The organism is Actinomycetospora lemnae (genome assembly GCF_028737315.1).
In the GTDB taxonomy this organism is placed as follows: domain Bacteria; phylum Actinomycetota; class Actinomycetes; order Mycobacteriales; family Pseudonocardiaceae; genus Actinomycetospora; species Actinomycetospora lemnae.
The window spans coordinates 67,614-86,554 of the sequence record NZ_JAQZAO010000003.1 but is presented as its reverse complement, the minus strand read 5'-3'; the positions used below and the strand labels follow the sequence as shown (position 1 = coordinate 86,554).

Below are 18,941 nucleotides of genomic sequence, written 5' to 3'. Positions count from 1 at the left end.
GTGCTCAGCCCCCCGCCGCGGACAGCGCCGAGCACGCGCCGCACGCCGCGCAGCCGGCGGCCTGGTCGGCGCCGCGCATGCCGGCGGCCTGCAGGACCTTGGCGACGCGCGCGGTGACCTCGGCGAGCAGCTCCGGGTCGGGTGCGGGGTCGCCGTCGGCGAAGGCGAGCGTGCCGGGGATCGGGCGGTAGGGGACGACGAAGGGGTAGACGCCGCGGTCGACGAGCTCGGCGGCGCCGGCGACGAGCTCGTCGGGGTCCTCGCCGAGCCCGACGATGAGGTAGGTCGACACGGCGTTCGGGCCGAACAGGCGCACGCTCTCGTCCCAGGCGAGCCGGTACTGGCTCAGGGGGACGGTGGCCTTGCCGGGCATCCAGCGGGCGCGCACGGCGTCGTCGAGGGACTCGACGTGGATGCCGATCGCGTCGGCGCCGGCCTCCTGGAGCTCCTGCAGCGCGGCGAGGTCGGACGGCGCGGGCGGCTCGCACTGGACCTGGATCGGCAGGTCCGGCACCGCGGCCTTGATCGCCCGCACGCAGCGGGCCAGGTGGCGGGCGCCGCGGTCGCGGCCGTTCGACGTGCCCGTCGTCAGCACCATCTGCTGCACGCCGTCGAGGCGGACCGCGGCCTCGGCGACCTCGGCGAGCTGGTCGGGCGTCTTCACCGCGGTGGTCGCGCCGGTGCGCAGCGACTGCTCGATGGCGCAGAACCGGCAGCGGTCCTGCTCCCCGTAGCGCACGCAGGTCTGCACGACCGTCGTCGCCAGCACGTCGTTCCCGTGCAGGCGCGCGATCTTCTCGTAGGGGACGCCGTCGGCGGTGGTGAGGTCGTAGAAGGCGGGGCGGGCGACGGTGGCGACGTCGACGCCGAGGTCGGTGACGCCGCCGTCGGGCCCGGTGCGCACCAGCCGCCCGTCGTGCAGGCGGTAGGGGCTCGCGGGGTTGATCGGGATCGTGGTCCTGAGGCCGTCGACGAGGACGTGGCCGTCGGCGGACGGGCCGGCGCCACCGGGGCGGCGCAGGGGGATCGAGGCGCCGAGGTCGGTGGTGGTGGTGGTGCTGGTGGTGCTGGTGGTGTCGGGGAGGTCGAGCGCGACGCCGCGGACGGCCAGTGCGGAGCGGGCGGCCACGAGGGGATCGGTTGGCAGCCCGGGATCGGACGACATGGGCGGACCTCCTGTGCTCTCGACGCGGGATGGCACGGGGCCGGTGCGGGTCGTCCCGCACCGGCCGCGGCGCGTCAGAGCTGGTAGGTCGAGTTGATGATCGCGCCCTTGCGGGCGTAGTGGATGAGCGCGTCCTGGACGTCGAGCGGGTGCGTCGGGATGACGCCCTCGATGAGGTCCTCCTCGCGGGCGCCGTGCAGCGACAGCCCGAAGCGGCAGCAGTAGACCTTGCCGCCCTCGCTCATGAACGTCTTGAGCTGGTCGTTGATGTTGTGCTCGCCGGGGAACGCCGAGGTGCCCGTGGTGGGGAACCCGCGCGTGGCCAGGCAGTTCAGCGAGCCGGGGCCGTAGAAGTACATGGCCGACTCGAAGCCCTTGCGCAGCGCGCGGGTCGCCTGGAGGACGGCGACGAAGCTGACCGACGACTCGTGCGCGATGCCGTGCACGAGGGTGAAGTAGGTCTCGCCGTTCTCGGCCTGGAGGTCGGGGAAGACCTTGGTGCCGCCGTAGATGCTCGAGCCCTCGGGCAGCGACGGGTGCGGGATCTCCTCGAGGCTCTTCTTCTCGACGTCGGAGAGCTCGGTGCTGGTCATGGTTCTCCTCGGGCAGACACGGTGGGACGGCGCGCGGGCGTGCGACGCCGGGGAGGATGAGGGGAGGGAGCGGGGTCCTCGCCGACCCCGCGGGAGGAGCGTCGGGACCGTTCCTCGCTGCGACCCAGCACACCAACGGCCGATTTCCGAAGTGTTTCCTCGTGACTACGAGGGCGGGTCGTCCTCCCCCGCGTGTTTCACCGCCGTGACCCGGCCCGCGTGCTGGAGGCGTCTGACGCACGGGGTGTTGTCAGCCTGGCGTCCACGCTGGCGTCCAACGCCAGGAAACACGCCAGCTCGATCGCTCGTCCCCACCCCCGGCGTCTGTCCACAGGCGCGGCGGCGCGGCTCACGCTCCCGCGCGGTCCTCCCCCACCGTCGTCGCATGCGCAGAGGCGAGTGGGCGGTGACCCCCGAGGTGCTGTGGGCGGCGAGCAACGAGGGGGTGATCGCCGTCCGGGAACTGGTGCTCCTCGGCGTCCCCGAGACCACCGCGTATCGCCGGTGTCGCGACCGCGGTCCGTGGCAGCGCCTCGGCCCGGGCATCATCGCGCTGCACAACGGGACACCCACCTGGCGCCAGCTGCTCATCGCCGGCCTGCTGCACGGCGGCCCGGACGCGATGATCACGGGCCGCGCGGGGCTCCGCCTCCACGGTCTGCGGCACGGTCCGGCGCCCGACAAGGTCCACCTGCTCATCTCCCACGCGCGCCAGGTCCGCAGCTGGCGCACCTTCCACGTGGAGCGGACGTCGCGACTGCCCCGGCCCGTCGAGCGCGCCGGTCTCCCCGTCGCGCCGCTCACCCGGGCCCTGCTCGACGAGGCCCGCCTCATGACCGACCCGACGGCCATCGCCGGCCTCCTCGCTGAGGCCGTCCAGCGATGGCTCGTCACGCCCGAGGAACTCCTCGAGGAGCTCGACGCGGGGTGCCGGAAGGGCAGTTCCGCCCCGCGGACGGTCCTGCGCGCCGTCGCGGGAGGTGCCCGATCGGCGGCGGAGTTCGACGCGCGGGCCTGGTGGCTCGCGCAGCCGGAGCTGCCGGCGGCGCGGTTCAACGTCCGCGTCCGCGACCTGTCCGGCCGCACGGTCGGCGTCGTCGACGCCCTCGTCGAGGACGTCGGCCTCGCCTGGGAGATCGACTCCGTCGAGCACCACTTCGCCACCCCCGACCAGGTCGACGCGACCGCCCGGCGTCAGCGGGCCCTGCGCGCCGTCGGGCTCCACGTCGTCAGCACCCGCCCGTCGCAGCGACGCGACGACGAGGTGGGCGTCCTGCGTGACCTCCGGGACGGGCTGGCGGTCGCCGCGGCCCTCCCGGCACCGCGGGCGACCTACGAGGACGACATCCCGCGCGCGAGCTGATGCCGGGATCGAGCTGGGGGATTTCCTGGCGTTGGACGCCAGCGTGGACGCCACGCTGAGACACACCCCGTGTCCAGCCGCCCTCGAGGGCTCGCTCGGGGGGGTGGGGTCGGAGGCGGGGGGTCAGCGGAGGGTCGGGGTGGAGCCGTCGCCCGTCTCGATGCCGCCGGCGGGGTAGTACGTCGTGCCCGAGGAGTAGCCGGTGGTCGCGACCGCCAGGTTGTTCACCACGCTCGACAGGAACACGGTGATCGACTCGCCGGCTTCGCCCAGGGTCGAGACGCCCTGGCGCGTGTTCGAGGCCGCGTCCTGGGGGTTGGAGATGATCGCGAACAGCACCAGGATGATGACGATCGTGCCGATGACCCGGGCGAGCATGGTCACAGCATCACCCCATCGTGACGCCGAGTAAACCTCGGGGTGGCGCTCAGTCGTTGAGCAGCCGGTCGAGCGGCACGTCCGTGAACCCGATCGGAGGAGGAACGGCCTGCGCCCGGTCCACATCCGGCGGGCCGACCGGTCGTCGCGGCTCGGGGACCCTCGACGGGATCGGTCGGGGCCGGCGGACCGTCCGCGCGAGGAGGCGGTCGCCGACGACCGTGCCCAGGTAGGCGTCGGACGGATCGAGGACGTCGTCGCGCGGCTCCGGCGTCGGCTCGCCCGGCCACGGGAACCAGCCGATCCACCGGTCGCCGGTGTTCCACAGGTACGGCAGCCCCGGCCGGTACCAGGCGATCCAGCGCCCGTCGGACGCGAAGAGGCGCACGACGCCCCCGACCGGCGTCCGGCCCCGGGCGGTCACGCCGCCGCCGCGCGGTAGCGCCGGACGACGACGTCGACGACGTCCGGGTGCTCGCCCAGCGGCTCGGCGACGACCGCCGCGCCCGCGTCGGCGAGCCACCGGTGGAACGCGCCGGGGGCGAGCAGCCACGTCGCCACCACCACCCGCGGCCCCCGCGACCCCGCCGACGCCACCACCGACGCCACCCGGGGCTCGCCGCCGGCGATGTAGCCGACCGGCACCTCGTGGCCGACCCGGGCCGTGAGCAGCGCCGCCGCGGTGTCGAGGTCCGCCCGGGCGCGCGGGTCGTTCGACCCGGCCGCCGCGAGCACCACCGTGTCCCCCGGCTGCGCGCCGGCCTCGGCGAGCCGGTCGAGCAGCACGCCCACCAGCTCCGGATCGGGCCCGAACGCCTCGGCCACGACGACGTCGGGGCGTCCGGTCGCCGCGAGCTGCTCGGGCACGTCGACGCGCACGTGGAACCCGGCGGCCAGGAACGCCGGCACGACCACCACCGGGCCGGGGAGCTCGGCGAGCGCCTCGGCCATCGTCGGGCTCACCACGTCGGCGTACGCCAGCCGCACCTCGACCTCCGGCACGGCCTGCGCCACCGCGGCGGTCAGCCGCTCCCACGTCGCGCGGCCGGCGGCGTCCTGCGTGCCGTGGGCGAGCAGGAGCAGGGCGGGAGCGCTCACACGCCCGCCACGGCGCGCGCGTGCTCCTCGAGCCGTTTCACCATCGCGCCCAGGCGGAAGCGCTCCGGGGCGATGCCGATGACCCCCAGGCGCTCCAGCGGCGCGGCGGTGACCGGGCCCACGCAGCAGGCCAGCACCCCGCCGCCGTCGGCGCCGGCGCGCAGCGCGTCGACCACCTCGGCGCGCATCCCCCGCGCGTCGGCCCGGTGCACGAGGCCCTCGACCGCCGGCGCGCTGGTGAACGTCACGGTGTCGACCTCGCGCGCCACGATCGCGTCGATCAGCGCGTCGACCGCGGGCAGGTCCGGCGGCGGCTCCCACCGGTAGACGTCGACCGTCGTGACCGCGGCACCGGCCGACCGCAGCGCGGCGAGGAAGTGGGTCATCGGGTCGCCGTGGCGCTGCACCACGATCCGCGTCCCGGCGACCCCGGTCGCGAGCAGGTGCTCGAGCACCTCCGGCGACGACTCGGTCGCGTCCGCCGACCACGCCTCCCGCAGCCCGGCGCCGCGGATCGCCCCGCGCGCCTTCGGGCCGCGCGCCAGCAGCGTCGCCGACGAGAGCACCCGGTGCAGCTCCTCGCCCAGCCCCCAGCCCTCCGCGACCGACAGCCACCCCCGGAACCCCTGCCCGGTGGTGGCGACGACGATCACCGGCGGGTCGGCGAGCAGCGCCCGCGTGGTCTCGGCGAGCTGCGTGTCGTCCTCCAGCGGCACGATCCGCATCGTCGGGCCGTGCACGACCTGCGCGCCCTTGCGGCGCAGCAGGTCGAGCTGGTCGTCGGCGCGGCGGTCGGCCGTCACGCCGACCCGCCACCCGCTCAGTGGCCCGCTCACGATCACGCCTCCAGGATAGGTCGCGGCGCCGCGGCACACCGGCGGACAGGGATCAGACCTCCGCGTACGAGACCCGCGTACCCGTCGTCGGGTCGGTCGCCGCCGTGGCGCTGCGCATGTAGACGGCGAACGTCACCACCATGCAGGCCGCGTAGAAGACCAGGAACGCCCAGAACGCCGGCGCGCCCGACTGCGTGGACTGGAACGACGACCGGAAGGCGAGGTTGATGAGCAGGCCGCCGAACGCGCCGACGGCGGCGGTGATCCCGATCGCGGCCCCGGAGATGCGCCGCGCCCACAGCAGCGCGGTCTCCTGGTCCCACCCGCGCTCCTCGGTCGCGGCGAGCGCCTTGGTACGGAAGATCGACGGGATCATCTTGTACGTCGAGCCGTTGCCGATGCCCGACGTGATGAACAGCAGCACGAACCCGACGGTGAACAGGGCCAGCGAGTCGATGCCCGACGCGGCGATGCAGATCACGGTGGACACCGCCATCGCCGCGAAGTTCCAGAAGGTCACCCTCACGCCGCCGACGCGGTCGGAGAGCCAGCCGCCGACGGGTCGGATCAGCGACCCGAGCAGCGGCCCGATGAACGTCACCGCCGCGGCCTGGAGCGGGGTGCGGCCGAACTGGTTCTGTAGGACCAGGCCGAAGGCGAAGCTGTAGCCGATGAAGGACCCGAACGTCCCGATGTAGAGGAACGCCATCACCCACGTCTGGGCGTCGCGGGCGGCCTCCTTCAGGGCGCCGCCGTCGTTGCGCACCGACGAGATGTTGTCCATGAACAGCGCGGCGCCCGCGAGCGACAGCACGATCAGGGGGATGTAGACCGCGAGCAGGAGGCGCGGCGCGTCGGGCCCCGCGGTCGCGATGATCAGCAGGCCGACGAGCTGGATGACGGCCACACCCAGGTTCCCGCCGCCGGCGTTGATGCCGAGCGCCGCGCCCTTGGCCCGGTCCGGGAAGAACGCGTTGATGTTGGTCATCGACGAGGCGAAGTTGCCCCCGCCGAGCCCGACGAGCGCCGAGATCACGACCAACGTGGTGTACGAGGTGCCGGGCTCCATGAACACGGCCAGCAGGATCGTCGGCACGAGCAGGAGCGCGGCGCTGATCACCGTCCAGTTCCGCCCACCGACCACCGCGACGGCGAGGCTGTAGGGCAGCCGCAGCGCCGCCCCCACGAACGTCGCCACCGAGACCAGCAGGAACTTGCCGGCGGCGTCGATGCCGTAGTCGGGCCCCATGAAGAGCACGAGGACGGAGAACAGGGTCCAGATCGAGAACCCGATGTGCTCGGAGAAGACCGAGAACCACAGGTTCCGGTTCGCGATCCGCTTGCCCGTGCGCTGCCAGAACGTCTCGTCCTCGGGGCGCCAGTCGTCGATCCAGCGTCCGCGCAGCAGGGCTGGCGCCATCGTCTCGCCTCCTCACCCGGCCGCAGGGCAGCCGGTCGGTGGTGGAGAGGCGGACGTTAGGAAGCCGGTGTGACGGCGGTGTGACCCTGTGTTGCCGCGGCGCAACCGCGCCGTGCGGGCCGCGTCACGCCGGGAGGTCCGCTCAGGACGGCGGCAGCAGGCTGCCGACGAGGCGCGCCGCGTGCTCGAGGCCCTGCAGCGACTCGCGGGTGCACGACGGGTGCTGCGCGTGCACGGCGAGGCGGAACAGCAGCGCGTGGAGCAGCATCTGGGGCCACTGCACGAGGTGCGCCCAGCGCGTCAGGATCCCGGGGTCGGCGCCGCCCCAGGCCAGCGCGTCGATGACGACGACCGCCGCCGCCCACTCCACCGGGCGCCAGAACGGCACGAGGTCGAGCACCGCGGGCGGCGCGCCGGGGTCGGAGGGGTCGAAGAGCACGGTGCCGAACAGGTCGCCGTGCACGAGCTGGGACGGGCGCTCGAGCGGGCGCCGGCGGCGCGCGAGCTCGCCGAACAGCGTCCCGCCGGTCTCGGGGTCGAGCGCGACCGTGCGCTCGCCGAACGCGGCCCGGTCGGCGCGGGCGAGCAGGTCGTCGCGGTCGTCGACCAGGCGCGGGCGATCCAGGCGCGCCGTCGCCCGGTGCAGGCGCAGGGACGCGGCGACGACGTCGTCGTGGCGCGGCTCGACGCGTCCCGCGACGTCGTGGCTCGCGGCCCAGCCGGCCACCACGCGGCGGCCGTCGCTGGCGCGCACCGGCCGGGCCAGGCGCAGCCCGTCGACGCCGACGGCCGCGAGCTCCTCGATCGCGCCCGCCGACCACGCCGCGAGCACGGTGTCGGCGACCGGGCGCAGCACCAGCGAGTCGCAGCGCCACGCGGGTCCGGGCAGGTCGGGGCGCGGCCGCGGCACCGCGTCCCGCACCCCGAACGCGGTGCGGACGTGCTCGGGCGGGCCGTGCTCCAGGCGCGGGTCCGACCCCGCCGTCCCGGCGCTCGCGCCCGCATCGGCGTCCTCGGCCTCGGGCGAGGGCGCCGTCTTGTGCGTGGGCGCGGCGGTCACGCTGCGCACGCTACTCGCGCGCGGGGAGCGACCCCTTCAGCCCGACCCGGCGTGTCGGCCCACGTCAGGGTCCAGCTCGGTCCCTACCAGACCTTGTACGGCAGGAACTTGCCGTTGAACGTCAGCTTCACCCGGTCGCCCTTGGGGTCCTCGACGCGCTCGAGGTCGAGGGTGAAGTCGATGGCGCTCATGATGCCGTCGCCGAACTCCTCGCGGATGAGCTCGTGGATGCTCGTGCCGTAGACCTGCAGGGCTTCCTGCAGGCGGTAGGTCACCGGCTCGGTCGGGTCGTGGGCGAGGTCGCCGCGCACCGGCGGCAGGGTCAGCGCGTCGACGGTCTCGTCGTCGAGGTCGAGCAGGTCGCCGATCGTGCGCGCCTGCTCGGCGTCCAGCGGCTGCTGCCCGAGCAGCGCCGACGTCGTCCACACCAGCGACCGGTCCAGTGCCTTCGCGAGCTCGGCCCAGCTGACGCCGCGGGCCTCCTTCGCGCGCACGATGTCGCGGCCGGCCTCGAGGCGGTCGTCCTTGTCCGTCATCTCCGCGTGCTCCTCACTGCTGCGGGACTGCTGCGGGGGGGTGGCCGGACGTCACTGTCCTCAGCTCTCGCGTGCCTGTACCCGGGCGAGGCGCGCGGTCCACCGGTCGCGGGTGTCGGGGTCCGCGGCGTAGCGCGCGAGCAGGGCCGGGTCGGGCTCCGGCGGGCGGCGCGGGACGTCGAGGACCCCGGCGGCGGGGTGCAGCGGCGTGGTGACGACGTCGCCCGCGAGCAGGTCGGCGGTGCCCAGCCCGCACGCGTACGGCAGCTCCGGCAGCGCGCCGGCGAGCGCGAGCCCGGCCGCGAGGCCCACCGAGCTCTCCACCGCCGACGACACGACGCACGGCAGCCCGATCTCCTCGGCCACCCGCAGCGCCGCGCGCACCCCGCCGAGCGGTGCCACCTTGAGCACCGCCACGTCGGCGGCCCCGGCGCGGGCGACGCGCAGCGGGTCCTCGGCCCGGCGGATCGACTCGTCGGCGGCCACCGGCACGTCGACCCGCCGGCGCACCGCGGCCAGCTCGTCGACCGACGCGCACGGCTGCTCCACGTACTCCAGCCCGCCCGCGGCCCGCGCCAGCGCGGTGATCGCGGCGACGGCGCCGTCGACGTCCCAGCCGCCGTTCGCGTCCACCCGCACCCGCCCGTCCGGGCCCAGCGCGTCGCGGACGGCCTCGACGCGGGCGAGGTCCTGGCCCGCGTCCTGCCCCTTCTCGGCCACCTTGACCTTGGCCGTGCGGGCGCCGGAGGCGCGCACCATCCGGTGCGCGTCCTCCGGACCGACCGCCGGCACGGTGGTGTTGACCTCGACCCGCTCCCGCACCGGCGCGGGCCAGCCGTCGTGCGCGGCCTCGCGCGCGCAGCGCCACCAGGCGAGCGCCTCGGCGTCGTCGTACTCGACGAACGGGCAGAACTCGCCCCACCCCGCCGGGCCCTCGACCAGCGCCAGCTCGCGCGTCGTGATCCCCCGGAACCGGGTGCGCATCGGCAGCGCGACCACGGAGACGCCGCTCATCGCGCCTACCCTAGATCGGTGCGCGCCGTGGAGCCGGTCCCGACCGACGGGAGCCCGCAGGCCGCCGCCCGCCTCGCCGAGCTCGCGGCCGCCGCGCTCGACGGCGAGGGCCCCGCGGTGCTGCCGACCGGGCCGGGCGAGCCGCCCCCCGCGTCCGATCTCCTCGCCCCCGTCGACGACGACGTCGCGGCGATCGTGACGACCACGGGCTCCACCGGCGACGCCAAGGCCGTGCTGCTCCCGGCGAGCGCCCTGCGCGCCTCGGCCGACGCGACGTCCCGGCGGATCGGCCCGCCCGGGCGCTGGCTGCTCGCGCTGCCCGCCCACCACGTCGCGGGCCTGCAGGTGCTGCTGCGCTCCGCGCACGCCGGCCGGCCTGCGGCGGCGATGGACCTGCGCGAGGGCTTCCGCCCCGACGCCTTCGCCGCGCTGACCGGAGAGGCCGGCGCCGCCTACACCTCCCTCGTGCCCACCCAGCTCGTGCGCCTGCTCGACGCGGGCGGCGACGTCCTCGACGCGCTGCGGTCGTTCACCGCCGTGCTGCTGGGCGGCGCCGCCGCGGACGTCGCGCTGTTCGAGCGGGCGCGGGCCGCGGGGGTCCCGCTCGTCACCACGTACGGCATGAGCGAGACCTGCGGCGGCTGTGTCTACGACGGCCGCCCGCTCGACGGTGTCACCGTGGACCTCGAGCCCGACGGGCGCATCGTGCTCGGCGGGGCGACGGTCGCGGCGGGCTATCGGGGGGCGGTGTCCGAGGCCGACCGCGCGGCGTTCACGGGAGACGGCTTCCGCACCAACGACCTCGGCGCCTGGTCCCCCGACGGTCGCCTCGCGGTCCTCGGACGCGCCGACGACGTCATCGTCACCGGCGGCGAGAACGTCGCGCCCGCCACCGTCGAGCGCGCCCTGCTCGCCCAGGACGGGGTGCGCGAGGCGTGCGTCGTCGGGGTGCCCGACCCGGAGTGGGGCGCGCGCGTGGTGGCCGCCGTCGTCGGCGACGGGCTCGACGGCGAGGCGCTGCGGGCCGCGGTGGCCCCGGGTCTCGGGCGGGCGGCGCCGCGCGCGGTGACCGTGCTCGACGCCCTGCCGCTGCGCGGGATCGGCAAGCCCGACCGGGCGGCGCTGCGGACCTACCTGGACGACTCCTTGGGCGGCTCCTTGCGCGGTAGCGACCGCACGTAGGCGACGCCCTCGCCGACCCAGCCCTGCAGCGCGGCGTCGTCGAGCTCGCCCTCGACGTCGAGCCAGCCCCGCAGCTCACGCCCCCGCATCTCCATGGGGCCGGCCCCCGGGCGCTCGAGCAGCACGTCGGCGCGTGCCGGGTCGACCCGCACCATGAGCACGCCCCGGCTGCTCGCGCACACGGTCATGTGCCCGCCCAGCAGGAACGCCTGGCCGCCGAACATCCGCTTCTCGGTGAGGTCGTCGTGCGCCGCCAGCAGGGCGCGCAGCCGCTCGGCGAGCTCGGTGTCGTACGCCACGGCCGGAGTATGGCGCGCCTCAGGCCCCGTCCCCACCCTCGTCGTCGCCGTCGCGGCTGCGCAGCGCGCTCGTCATCGCCGTCTCGAGGTGGCTGATGTCCTCGCGCAGCAGCGCCAGCGCCGCCCACGGGCCGCCCTCGACCTGCCGGCCCTCGTGCCGGCGGACCCCGGAGAGCGCGACGTCCACGAGCACGTCGGCGACCGCGTCGGCGTCGCCGTCGTGGTCCGGGCGGTACCACCAGGCGACCCAGTTCGCGGTGCCCAGCATCGCGAGCGCGACGGTCCGCGCGGGCAGGGGCCGGAAGTGCCCCGCCGCCACGGCCGTCTCGATCATCCCGGTGAGCAGGTGCAGCACGCGGCGCCGGGCCGCGCGGTGCACCTCGGCGATCTCCTCGGGCAGGTCGGGCTCGCTGCGGTCGAGCAGCCGGAAGCGCGACGTGTGGTGGGCGTTGTTCACCACGATGCGGCGCAGCGCGAGCTCGACGCGCTCGCCGGCGTCGAGGTCCTCGCGCGCCGCGGACTCCTCGAGGATCTCCACGACGCGCTCGAGGACGTCGCGGACGAGCGCGGCGAGGATCTCCTCCTTGTTGCTGACGTAGTGGTAGAGCGCGGGCCGGCTCACGCCCATGGCGTCGGCGATGTCCTGGAACGACGTGTTCGCGTAGCCCTTGGTCGCGAACAGCCGGCCCGCGTGCTCCAGCAGCTCGTCGGCCACCAGCCGTCGGCGGCTCTGTTGCCGTGCCATCCCCACCCCCGGCGCCGCGCGACCCTGGACCGCCCCATCGTGCCCGTCGGCGCCCTACCCCGCGCAGACGAGGTCGGTGCGCCCCGCCACGAGGCCGGCGGCGAGGTCGCCGAGGGTGTCGGGCGGCCCCTCGACGACGACCAGCGCGCCGGTCTCCTCGCGCAGCCGCTCGCCGACGTCGAGGCGGGTCAGCACGGCGCCGCGCGCCGCCGGCCCGGTCAGCCAGAACCCGCGCCACCCGCGCTGGGCGAGGTCGTGCAGCCGCTTGACCAGGACGTCGCCCTCGGCGCTCCACGGGTCCTCGAGGTCGACCTCGACGCGGGCCAGGTCGCCGACGACGTCCCCGGGGGGTGCCGAGAGCCGCTCCCGCTCGGCGGCGTCGAGCAGCCGCCCGGCCCAGCGTCGACCGCCGTGCTCGAGCGGCCGGTCGAGCACCCACGCGAGGATGTCGTCGTGCAGGGCGTCGACCGCGGTGCCGGCGTAGGCCGCGAGCCCGCGGCGCACGACGTCCGGGTTGGTGCCCGCGAAGCGCGTGAGGTCGACGTTCCCCGTGCGGGTCATGTAGGCGACCATCAGCTGGTCGACCGGCAGGTGCGTGCGCTGCGGGAACGAGTCCCACCACAGCCGGCTGCGACGCGCGAGCTCCTGGAGGCGCTCCACCTGGGGCCGGCGCTCCGCCTCGTAGGTGCGCAGGGCGGCCGGCAGGTCGTCGGCGGCGTGCACCGCGCGGACCAGCGCGATCGCGTCCTCCATCGCGAGCTTGGTGCCCGAGCCGACCGAGTAGTGCGCGGTGTGCGCGGCGTCCCCGAGCAGCACGACGTTGCCGTGGGTCCACCGGTCGCAGTGCACGGTGCGGAAGCGCAGCCAGCGGGTGCGGTTGCCGATGAGGCGGTGCCCGCCGAGCCGGTCGGCGAAGGCGTCCGACAGGTACGCCAGCGACGCGGTGTCCGACGCGTCGGGCGGCGTCTCCTCGGTCGAGACGTCGAACCCGGCCGCCCGCCACGTCGCCTCGTCGGTCTCGACGAGGAAGGTGCTGCGGCCCTCGGCGTAGGGGTAGGCGTGCGTGACGAACGTGCCGTGCGCGGTGGTGGCGGGCGCGAAGATCGCCGTGTCGAGGGCGACGCCGACACCCGCCCAGAGGTAGAGCCCGCCGGCGACGTCGACGTGCGCGCCGAGCGCGTCGGCCAGCGCGGTGCGCGTGCGGCTGTTGACGCCGTCGGCGACCACCACGAGGTCCGCGTCCAGCTCCTCGAGCGCGACGCGGCGCCCGTGCTCGATCTCGACGCCCGCCGCCTGCGCGTGCCGGGTGAGGATCGCCAGCAGCTCCGGGCGCGCGATGCCGATCAGCGCGCCGTTGTGCACCCGCGCCTCCCGGTCGCCCACCAGCATCCGCATGTCGTGCGGGCGCCCGGCGGCGAGCATGTCCGCGAGCGTCGCCGGGTCCGCGGCCTCGAGGTTGCGCTGGGTCCGCGCGGCGATCGCGACGCCGAACCCGAAGGTCGTCGCCGGCGTCGACTGCTCGTGCACCACGACCCGCGCTGCGGGGTGCGCGAGCTTGAGCAGGCGCGCGGCGTAGAGGCCCGCCGGTCCCCCGCCGAGCACCGCGACGCTGTCCACCCTCACGACGGGCTCCCCTCGTGCTCGAGCTTGGCGGCGATGTCCGCGCGCAGGTCCTTCTTCGAGACCTTGCCGACCGACGTCAGCGGGAACGCCGCGACGGCCTCCACCCGCTCCGGGAGCTTGAACCGCGCGAGCCCCTGGTCCAGCAGGAACGCGGTGAGCTCGTCGAGGGTCGGCGCCGCTGTGCCCGCTGGGCCGGCCGGCACGACGTAGGCGCAGATGCGCTCGCCGAGCACGGCGTCGGGCATGGCGACGAGCGCGGCGCCGTGGACGGCCGGGTGCCGCACGAGCAGCTCCTCGACCTCCTCCGCGTGGATCTTCTCGGCCCCGCGGTTGATGACGTCCTTGATCCGCCCGTCGATCGCGTAGTACGGGACGCCGTCGACGACGTGGCGCGTGACGAGGTCACCGGTGCGGTAGAAGCCGTCGGCGGTGAAGGCGTTCCTGTTGTGCGCCTCGGCCCGGTGGTAGCCGGGGATCGTGTACGGCCCGCGGCAGGCCATCTCGCCCAGCTCGCCGTCGGCGACCTCGTCGTCGGTGCCGACGTCGAGCACGCGCACCTCGTCGGCGGGCGAGATCGGCGTGCCGACGGTGTGCCGGCGCACCCACAGCGGGCTCTCCGGCGGCGTGTACAGGAACATCCCCTCGGCCATGCCGAACATCTGCTGGGTCGGGATGCCCAGCTCCGCCTCGAGGCGGTCGAGCAGCTCGACCGACGGGCGCTGACCGCCGAGGGCGAAACGCCGGATGCTGCCGAGGTCGGCGTCGCGGGCCCGCGGGTGGTCGAGCAGGCGGATCGCGACGGCGGGCGGCACCACGGGCACGACCGTGACGCGCTCGCGCTCGACCAGCTCCAGCACCGTCTCGGCGTCCGCGCCGGGCGCGAGCACGAAGGTCCCGCCCGTGAGGTGCGCGGGCTGCAGCGCCGCGGCGATCCCGGCGTTGTGCATGACCGGCAGCGGGTGCATCACCACCGAGTCCTCGTCGAGCTCGAGGGCCCGGGCCCAGGCCAGGGAGTTGTAGGCGTACTCGTGGTGACGTCGCGGGGCGACCTTGGGCAGGCCCGTCGTCCCGCCGGAGAGCTGGAACGCGACGACGTCGTCGGGGTCGGGTCGCGGGAGCGTCGTGGCCTCCCCGGCGCCCGTGGCCAGCAGCTCGTCGAACGCCACGGCACCCGCCGGCGCGGCGCCGCGGACGACGACCAGCGTGTCCAGCCCGTCGACGGTCTCCTGCAGGCGCTGCCCCTCGGCGACGAGGTCACGGCGGGGGACGTCGGCCTGCACGAGGTGGCCGCGCGCGCCGGTGTGCTCGGCGAGCAGCCCGATCTCGCGCACGCCGTGCTGGGGCAGCGTGCACACGGGCACGATGCCGGCCTTGACCACGCCGTAGTACGCGACGACGGTCTCGGCGACGTTCCCGAGCTGGAACACGACCCGGTCGCCCGGGCGGAGCGCGGTGCGCGTGAGCAGCCCGGCCGCGACGGCGTCGCTCGCCGCGTCGAGGTCGCGGTACGTCCAGCGGGACCCGGGCGTGACGAGCGCGGGGTGCTCGGGGCGGCGGCGCATCGCCGCGCGCAGGACCTCGCCGAGGGGCTCGGCGCCCCAGTGGCCCTCGCGCCGGTAGCGCTCGGCGAGCTCGGGCCGGAACGCCGGTGACGCCAAGGCGGGCGGTTGTGTGAAGGCTGTCCGGGCCGGCGGGGTCGTCGGTGCTGTCGGGGCGGCCTCGACCGACATGGTGTCTCCTCCTCTCCGTCGACGCGGGTGTCAGGCCTGGACCCGGGCGGGCGGGGCCGGGGCCGCTCCCGGGCTGCCGGTGTCGTGGGCGGTGCGGGCGGGGTCGTCGGCGGGGTCGTCGGCGGGTTCGTCGGTGCTGGTCGCGCGGGGCACCAGGGCGCAGGCGAGCGCACCGAGGACCGCCACCAGCGCGAAGATCGCGACGTTGCCGCCGAGCCCGACGCCGGCGGAGAGCAGCGCCCCGCCGAGGACCGGGCCCGTCACGGCGCCGAGGCGGCCGACGCCGCTGCTGACCCCGAGCGCGGTGGCTCGGCTTGCGAGCGGGTGGTGGGCGGCGACGTAGCCGTAGACGACGATCTGGTTGCCGGTGGTCGCCGCGCCGGCGACGAACACCAGCGCGTACAGCACGACCGTCGGCAGCGGCACCGCGATGAGCAGCAGCGACGCCGTCGCGAGCACGAACAGCGTGGTGGCGATCCAGCGGCTGCCGAAGCGATCGGCGAGGGATGAGCCGACGAGCCCGCCGACGATCGCGCCGAGGTTGAGGACCAGCAGGAACGCCAGCGCCGAGCCCAGCGCGTAGCCGGCGCCGCGCATGAGCTGCGGCAGCCAGGTGTTGAGGCCGAAGACCAGCAGGAAGCCGCAGAAGTTGGCGACCACGAACAGCAGCGTCGCCACGGCGGCCCGGCCGCGGAACAGGGCGCGGACCTGTCCGCGGGCCGCGCGTCCGGCTCGGGCGACGAAGCCGGGCGACTCGGGGAGCAGCCAGAGAGCGAGCGGGACGAGCGTGACCAGCGGCAGCGCACCCACCGCGAACAGCACCCGGAAGCCGGCGGGCTCGAGCAGGAACAGCGCGAGCAGCGCCGCGAGCACACCGCCGAGCGGGAAGCCGCACAGCATCAGGCCGTTGATCATGTGCCGGCGGGCGGCCGGCGCGACCTCCATGACGAGGGCGATGGCCGTCGGCGGGATGCCGCCGAAGCCCAGCCCGCCGAGGAACCGGAAGACGCCCAGCGCGAACGGCGTCGGGGCGAGCGCGGCCAGCAGCATCATCAGCGAGAACCACGTGAGGGCGACGATGAAGAGCCGGCGACGCCCGAAGCGGTCGGTGAGCGTGCCCGCGGTGATCGCGCCCAGGAACATGCCGAGCAGGGCGTAGCTCCCGATGGCGCCGACCTGCGCCGGCGTCATGTCCCACTCGGGGTGTGCCAGCAGCGCCGGCACCGCCGAGCCGTAGACGATCAGGTCGTAGCCGTCGAAGACGATCGCGCCGAAGCAGATCGCGACGGCGGCCGCGGCGCTGCGCGGCGAGATCCGCGGGGCCGGAGCGGCGGCCGGGGCCGTGGATGCCGGAGCTGGTGATTCCGAGGACGACACCGTCGTCTCCCTTCGTGGTGACGCCCGCAGAGGGTGGCGGGCGTCACCAAAGGTAGGGCCTGGTCGACACGAGTGTCAATGTTTCGACAGTGGTGAACAACGCCCGCACCCGCGGGTCTCCGTAGGCCCACCGGGCTCGGGTCAGGCAGCGACGCGTGCTCGTCCTCCGAGCCGGGGTTGTCGTTCCGGGTCGATCCAGCTCGGCGGCGTGAACCAGGGCAGTCCGTCGACGATCGCCACGGTCCAGTGCCCGTGGTGGACGAGCTGGTGGTGGAACCGGCAGAGCAGGGTCAGGTTGTCCAGCGCCGTCTTGCCGCCGTCCTGCCAGTGGTCGACGTGGTGGGCGTGGCAGCGCCGTGGGCGTCGGGTGCAGCCGGGGAACGCACAGCCTCCGTCGCGGACGACGAGCGCCCGGCGGATGGCCTCGGGGACGGTGTACGACAGCCGCCCGACGTCGAGGGGCTCGGAGCGGCTGCCGAGGACCATGGGGACGATCCCGGCGTCGCACGCCCACCGACGCACGGTGTCGACGTCGACCGCGACGCCGGAGTCCAGCGTGCCGTGCCCGATCGCCGCGCCGAGCCAGCGGTGGTCGATGGTGATCGTCAGGAGCGCCCGACCGGCTCCGGCCGGCTCCCGGGACGATCGGGGACCGCGCGGCTCGGGGATCGGTGCCTGCTGCGTCGGGTCGACCTCGTCGGCGTCGGCGCCGGCGGCCTCTGAGGGACCCTCACCCTCGGGACGGGCGTCGGCGGCCAGGCCGGTGGCGCCGAGGGCGTTCTGCGCGAGGTCCTTGAGGGCGTCGGCGTGGCGTCGCGGCAGGTCACGGTCGTCGTGGGCACCGGCCGGGGTGGACAGCACGTCGAACACCTCGACGATCGTCTCGGCGTCGAGCGGGTCCTGGATGCGGCCCTTGATGGCCAACGACCCGTCCCTGCGGCGCACCAGGCGGAGCTCGTCGAACCGGTCGGCGTCGTCCGGCGGAGCGACCCCGTCGGGGTCGAACTCCGCGATCAGCCGCTCGGCGACCGTGCGCAGCATCCGCGGCGGCAGCCCCGTCGCCGCCTCGGCCAGGATTCGCTCGCACTCGGCGAGGTCGACGACCGAGATGGCCTCCAGCCGCCCCAGCCGCGCCATCGTCCGCCGGATGACCGCCACCTGCTCCGGGCCGGTCCGCCCCTCGGCCAGCGCGACCGCCGTGCACGGATAGCGCGGCGGCAGCAGCTCGCCCTGCAGCGACCGACGGGGCACGAGGTCCTCGGCCTCGTCGACCCACCGCTTCGCCTCGGCCCGGTCGACCAGCCCCAGATCACCCACGAGCCGGTCGACGACACGGTCGCCGGTCTGCAGGGCGACGCCGAGCCGGTCGAGCTCGGCGATGTCCTCGAGCCGCCGGTAGTACTCGCACCGGGACGCGACCAGACGTCGCCGAGCGCGGTCGAGCGCCTCGCGCTCCGCCGGCCCGACCACGTCTTCGCTCATGTGTTCGAACGTAGACCGCACCCCCGACAGTGACGGCGCTGGACGCTGAGACCGCCTCAGCAACCACCGGGCCCGCCTCGGGCGCACCTCCTAGGCTCCCGGCCCATGGTCGACACCGACGCCCCGCTCTTCGACCCGACCGCGTGGCGGGAGGTGCCGGGCCCCGACGTCAGCGACTTCACCGACATCACCTACCACCGCCACGTCGAGCTGGGCTGCGTGCGGATCGCGTTCGACCGGCCGGAGGTCCGCAACGCCTTCCGCCCCCACACCGTCGACGAGCTGGCGTCCGCCCTCGAGCACGCCCGCACCAGCGCCGACGTCGGCGTCGTGCTGCTGACGGGCAACGGGCCGTCGACGAAGGACGGCGGGCACGCCTTCTGCTCCGGCGGTGACCAGCGCATCCGCGGGCGCACGGGCTACCAGTACGCGGAGTCCGAGACCGAGGTGTCCGCGGACGAGAAGGGCCGCGCCGGGCGACTGCACATCCTCGAGTGCCAGCGGCTCATCCGGTTCATGCCGAAGGTCGTCATCGCGGTCGTCAACGGCTGGGCGGCGGGCGGCGGGCACTCGCTGCACGCCGTGGCCGACCTGACGCTGGCGAGCGCCGAGCACGCGCGGTTCAAGCAGACCGACGCCGACGTCGGGAGCTTCGACGCGGCCTTCGGGTCGGCGTACCTGGCCCGCGCGGTCGGCCAGAAGTTCGCCCGCGAGATCTTCTTCCTGGGCCGGACCTACACCGCCGAGCAGATGCACGCGATGGGCGCGGTGAACGAGGCCGTCCCGCACGCCGAGCTCGAGACGACGGCGATCCAGTGGGCGCGCGAGATCCTCGGCAAGTCACCGCAGGCGCAGCGGATGCTCAAGTACGCGTTCAACCTCCCCGACGACGGCCTCGTCGGCCAGCAGCTCTTCGCCGGCGAGACGACCCGCCTCGCGTACATGACCGACGAGGCCACCGAGGGCAAGGACGCCTTCCTGCAGAAGCGCGCACCCGACTGGAGCCCGTTCCCCTGGTACTACTGAACCGGCGGCGTCGT

19 protein-coding genes are annotated in these 18,941 nt (G+C 75.1%); 3 read left to right on the top strand and 16 right to left on the bottom strand.

Annotated features, from left to right (window positions below; translation table 11 throughout):
- Positions 1–4 precede the first annotated feature (4 nt).
- Positions 5–1,165 carry an MSMEG_0568 family radical SAM protein gene (locus PGB27_RS07320; RefSeq protein WP_274199712.1) on the bottom strand — a complete coding sequence of 387 codons (1,161 nt, stop codon included), beginning with the start codon at positions 1,163–1,165 and terminating at the stop codon, positions 5–7.
- A gap of 74 nt (positions 1,166–1,239) precedes the next feature.
- Positions 1,240–1,758 (bottom strand): MSMEG_0572/Sll0783 family nitrogen starvation response protein, encoded by a 519-nt coding sequence (locus PGB27_RS07315; RefSeq protein ID WP_274199711.1) that lies wholly within the window; start codon positions 1,756–1,758, stop codon positions 1,240–1,242.
- A 385-nt stretch (positions 1,759–2,143) separates the two neighbouring features.
- Between PGB27_RS07315 and PGB27_RS07310 the strand changes: the two genes are divergently transcribed.
- Positions 2,144–3,121 carry a hypothetical protein gene (locus PGB27_RS07310; RefSeq protein WP_274199710.1) on the top strand — a complete coding sequence of 326 codons (978 nt, stop codon included), beginning with the start codon at positions 2,144–2,146 and terminating at the stop codon, positions 3,119–3,121.
- Positions 3,122–3,244: 123 nt separating this feature from the next.
- Here PGB27_RS07310 and PGB27_RS07305 read toward each other — a convergent pair whose 3' ends face one another.
- The 8 genes from PGB27_RS07305 to PGB27_RS07270 form a co-directional block, all read right to left on the bottom strand.
- Positions 3,245–3,505, bottom strand: coding sequence for a hypothetical protein (locus PGB27_RS07305; RefSeq protein WP_274199709.1), 261 nt, complete (start codon positions 3,503–3,505; stop codon positions 3,245–3,247).
- Between the two features lie 43 nt (positions 3,506–3,548).
- Positions 3,549–3,923: a hypothetical protein gene (locus PGB27_RS07300; RefSeq protein ID WP_274199708.1), complete on the bottom strand. Its 375-nt coding sequence runs from the start codon at positions 3,921–3,923 to the stop codon at positions 3,549–3,551.
- On the bottom strand, positions 3,920–4,597 hold the full coding sequence (locus PGB27_RS07295; RefSeq protein WP_274199707.1) for a sirohydrochlorin chelatase: 678 nt from the start codon (positions 4,595–4,597) through the stop codon (positions 3,920–3,922). The genes PGB27_RS07300 and PGB27_RS07295 overlap by 4 nt, the downstream gene beginning before the upstream one ends.
- Positions 4,594–5,433, bottom strand: coding sequence for a uroporphyrinogen-III synthase (locus PGB27_RS07290; protein ID WP_274199706.1), 840 nt, complete (start codon positions 5,431–5,433; stop codon positions 4,594–4,596). Before PGB27_RS07290 ends, PGB27_RS07295 begins: the two co-directional genes overlap by 4 nt.
- A gap of 52 nt (positions 5,434–5,485) precedes the next feature.
- On the bottom strand, positions 5,486–6,853 hold the full coding sequence (locus PGB27_RS07285) for a nitrate/nitrite transporter (RefSeq protein ID WP_274199705.1): 1,368 nt from the start codon (positions 6,851–6,853) through the stop codon (positions 5,486–5,488).
- Positions 6,854–6,995: 142 nt separating this feature from the next.
- A complete protein-coding gene (locus tag PGB27_RS07280; RefSeq protein ID WP_408630033.1) occupies positions 6,996–7,817 on the bottom strand; it encodes a TIGR02569 family protein in 822 nt (273 codons plus the stop codon).
- Between the two features lie 179 nt (positions 7,818–7,996).
- Entirely contained in the window at positions 7,997–8,449 is a 453-nt protein-coding gene (cynS, locus tag PGB27_RS07275) for a cyanase (RefSeq protein WP_274199703.1), read from the bottom strand.
- Between the two features lie 60 nt (positions 8,450–8,509).
- Positions 8,510–9,463 carry an o-succinylbenzoate synthase gene (locus PGB27_RS07270; protein WP_274199702.1) on the bottom strand — a complete coding sequence of 318 codons (954 nt, stop codon included), beginning with the start codon at positions 9,461–9,463 and terminating at the stop codon, positions 8,510–8,512.
- Positions 9,464–9,481: 18 nt separating this feature from the next.
- On the opposite strand from PGB27_RS07270, the gene menE reads away from it, so the two are divergent.
- Positions 9,482–10,645, top strand: coding sequence for an o-succinylbenzoate--CoA ligase (gene menE, locus PGB27_RS07265; protein WP_274199701.1), 1,164 nt, complete (start codon positions 9,482–9,484; stop codon positions 10,643–10,645).
- Here the strand turns inward: menE and PGB27_RS07260 are convergent.
- The 6 genes from PGB27_RS07260 to PGB27_RS07235 all read right to left on the bottom strand — a co-directional run bounded on the left by PGB27_RS07260 (position 10,594) and on the right by PGB27_RS07235 (position 17,901).
- On the bottom strand, positions 10,594–10,944 hold the full coding sequence (locus PGB27_RS07260) for a TfoX/Sxy family protein (protein WP_274199700.1): 351 nt from the start codon (positions 10,942–10,944) through the stop codon (positions 10,594–10,596). The genes menE and PGB27_RS07260 overlap by 52 nt on opposite strands.
- Positions 10,945–10,963: 19 nt before the next feature.
- Positions 10,964–11,689: a TetR/AcrR family transcriptional regulator gene (locus PGB27_RS07255; protein ID WP_274199699.1), complete on the bottom strand. Its 726-nt coding sequence runs from the start codon at positions 11,687–11,689 to the stop codon at positions 10,964–10,966.
- A 54-nt stretch (positions 11,690–11,743) separates the two neighbouring features.
- Positions 11,744–13,312, bottom strand: a complete 1,569-nt coding sequence (locus PGB27_RS07250; RefSeq protein ID WP_274199698.1) for an FAD-dependent monooxygenase — start codon at positions 13,310–13,312, stop codon at positions 11,744–11,746.
- Positions 13,309–15,042 carry a (2,3-dihydroxybenzoyl)adenylate synthase gene (locus PGB27_RS07245; protein ID WP_274199697.1) on the bottom strand — a complete coding sequence of 578 codons (1,734 nt, stop codon included), beginning with the start codon at positions 15,040–15,042 and terminating at the stop codon, positions 13,309–13,311. Before PGB27_RS07245 ends, PGB27_RS07250 begins: the two co-directional genes overlap by 4 nt.
- A gap of 30 nt (positions 15,043–15,072) precedes the next feature.
- A complete protein-coding gene (locus PGB27_RS07240) occupies positions 15,073–16,419 on the bottom strand; it encodes an MFS transporter (RefSeq protein ID WP_274199696.1) in 1,347 nt (448 codons plus the stop codon).
- A 141-nt stretch (positions 16,420–16,560) separates the two neighbouring features.
- Positions 16,561–17,901 (bottom strand): HNH endonuclease signature motif containing protein, encoded by a 1,341-nt coding sequence (locus tag PGB27_RS07235; RefSeq protein ID WP_274199695.1) that lies wholly within the window; start codon positions 17,899–17,901, stop codon positions 16,561–16,563.
- Between the two features lie 105 nt (positions 17,902–18,006).
- Between PGB27_RS07235 and PGB27_RS07230 the strand changes: the two genes are divergently transcribed.
- Positions 18,007–18,927, top strand: a complete 921-nt coding sequence (locus PGB27_RS07230) for a 1,4-dihydroxy-2-naphthoyl-CoA synthase (protein WP_274199694.1) — start codon at positions 18,007–18,009, stop codon at positions 18,925–18,927.
- Positions 18,928–18,941: the final 14 nt, after the last annotated feature.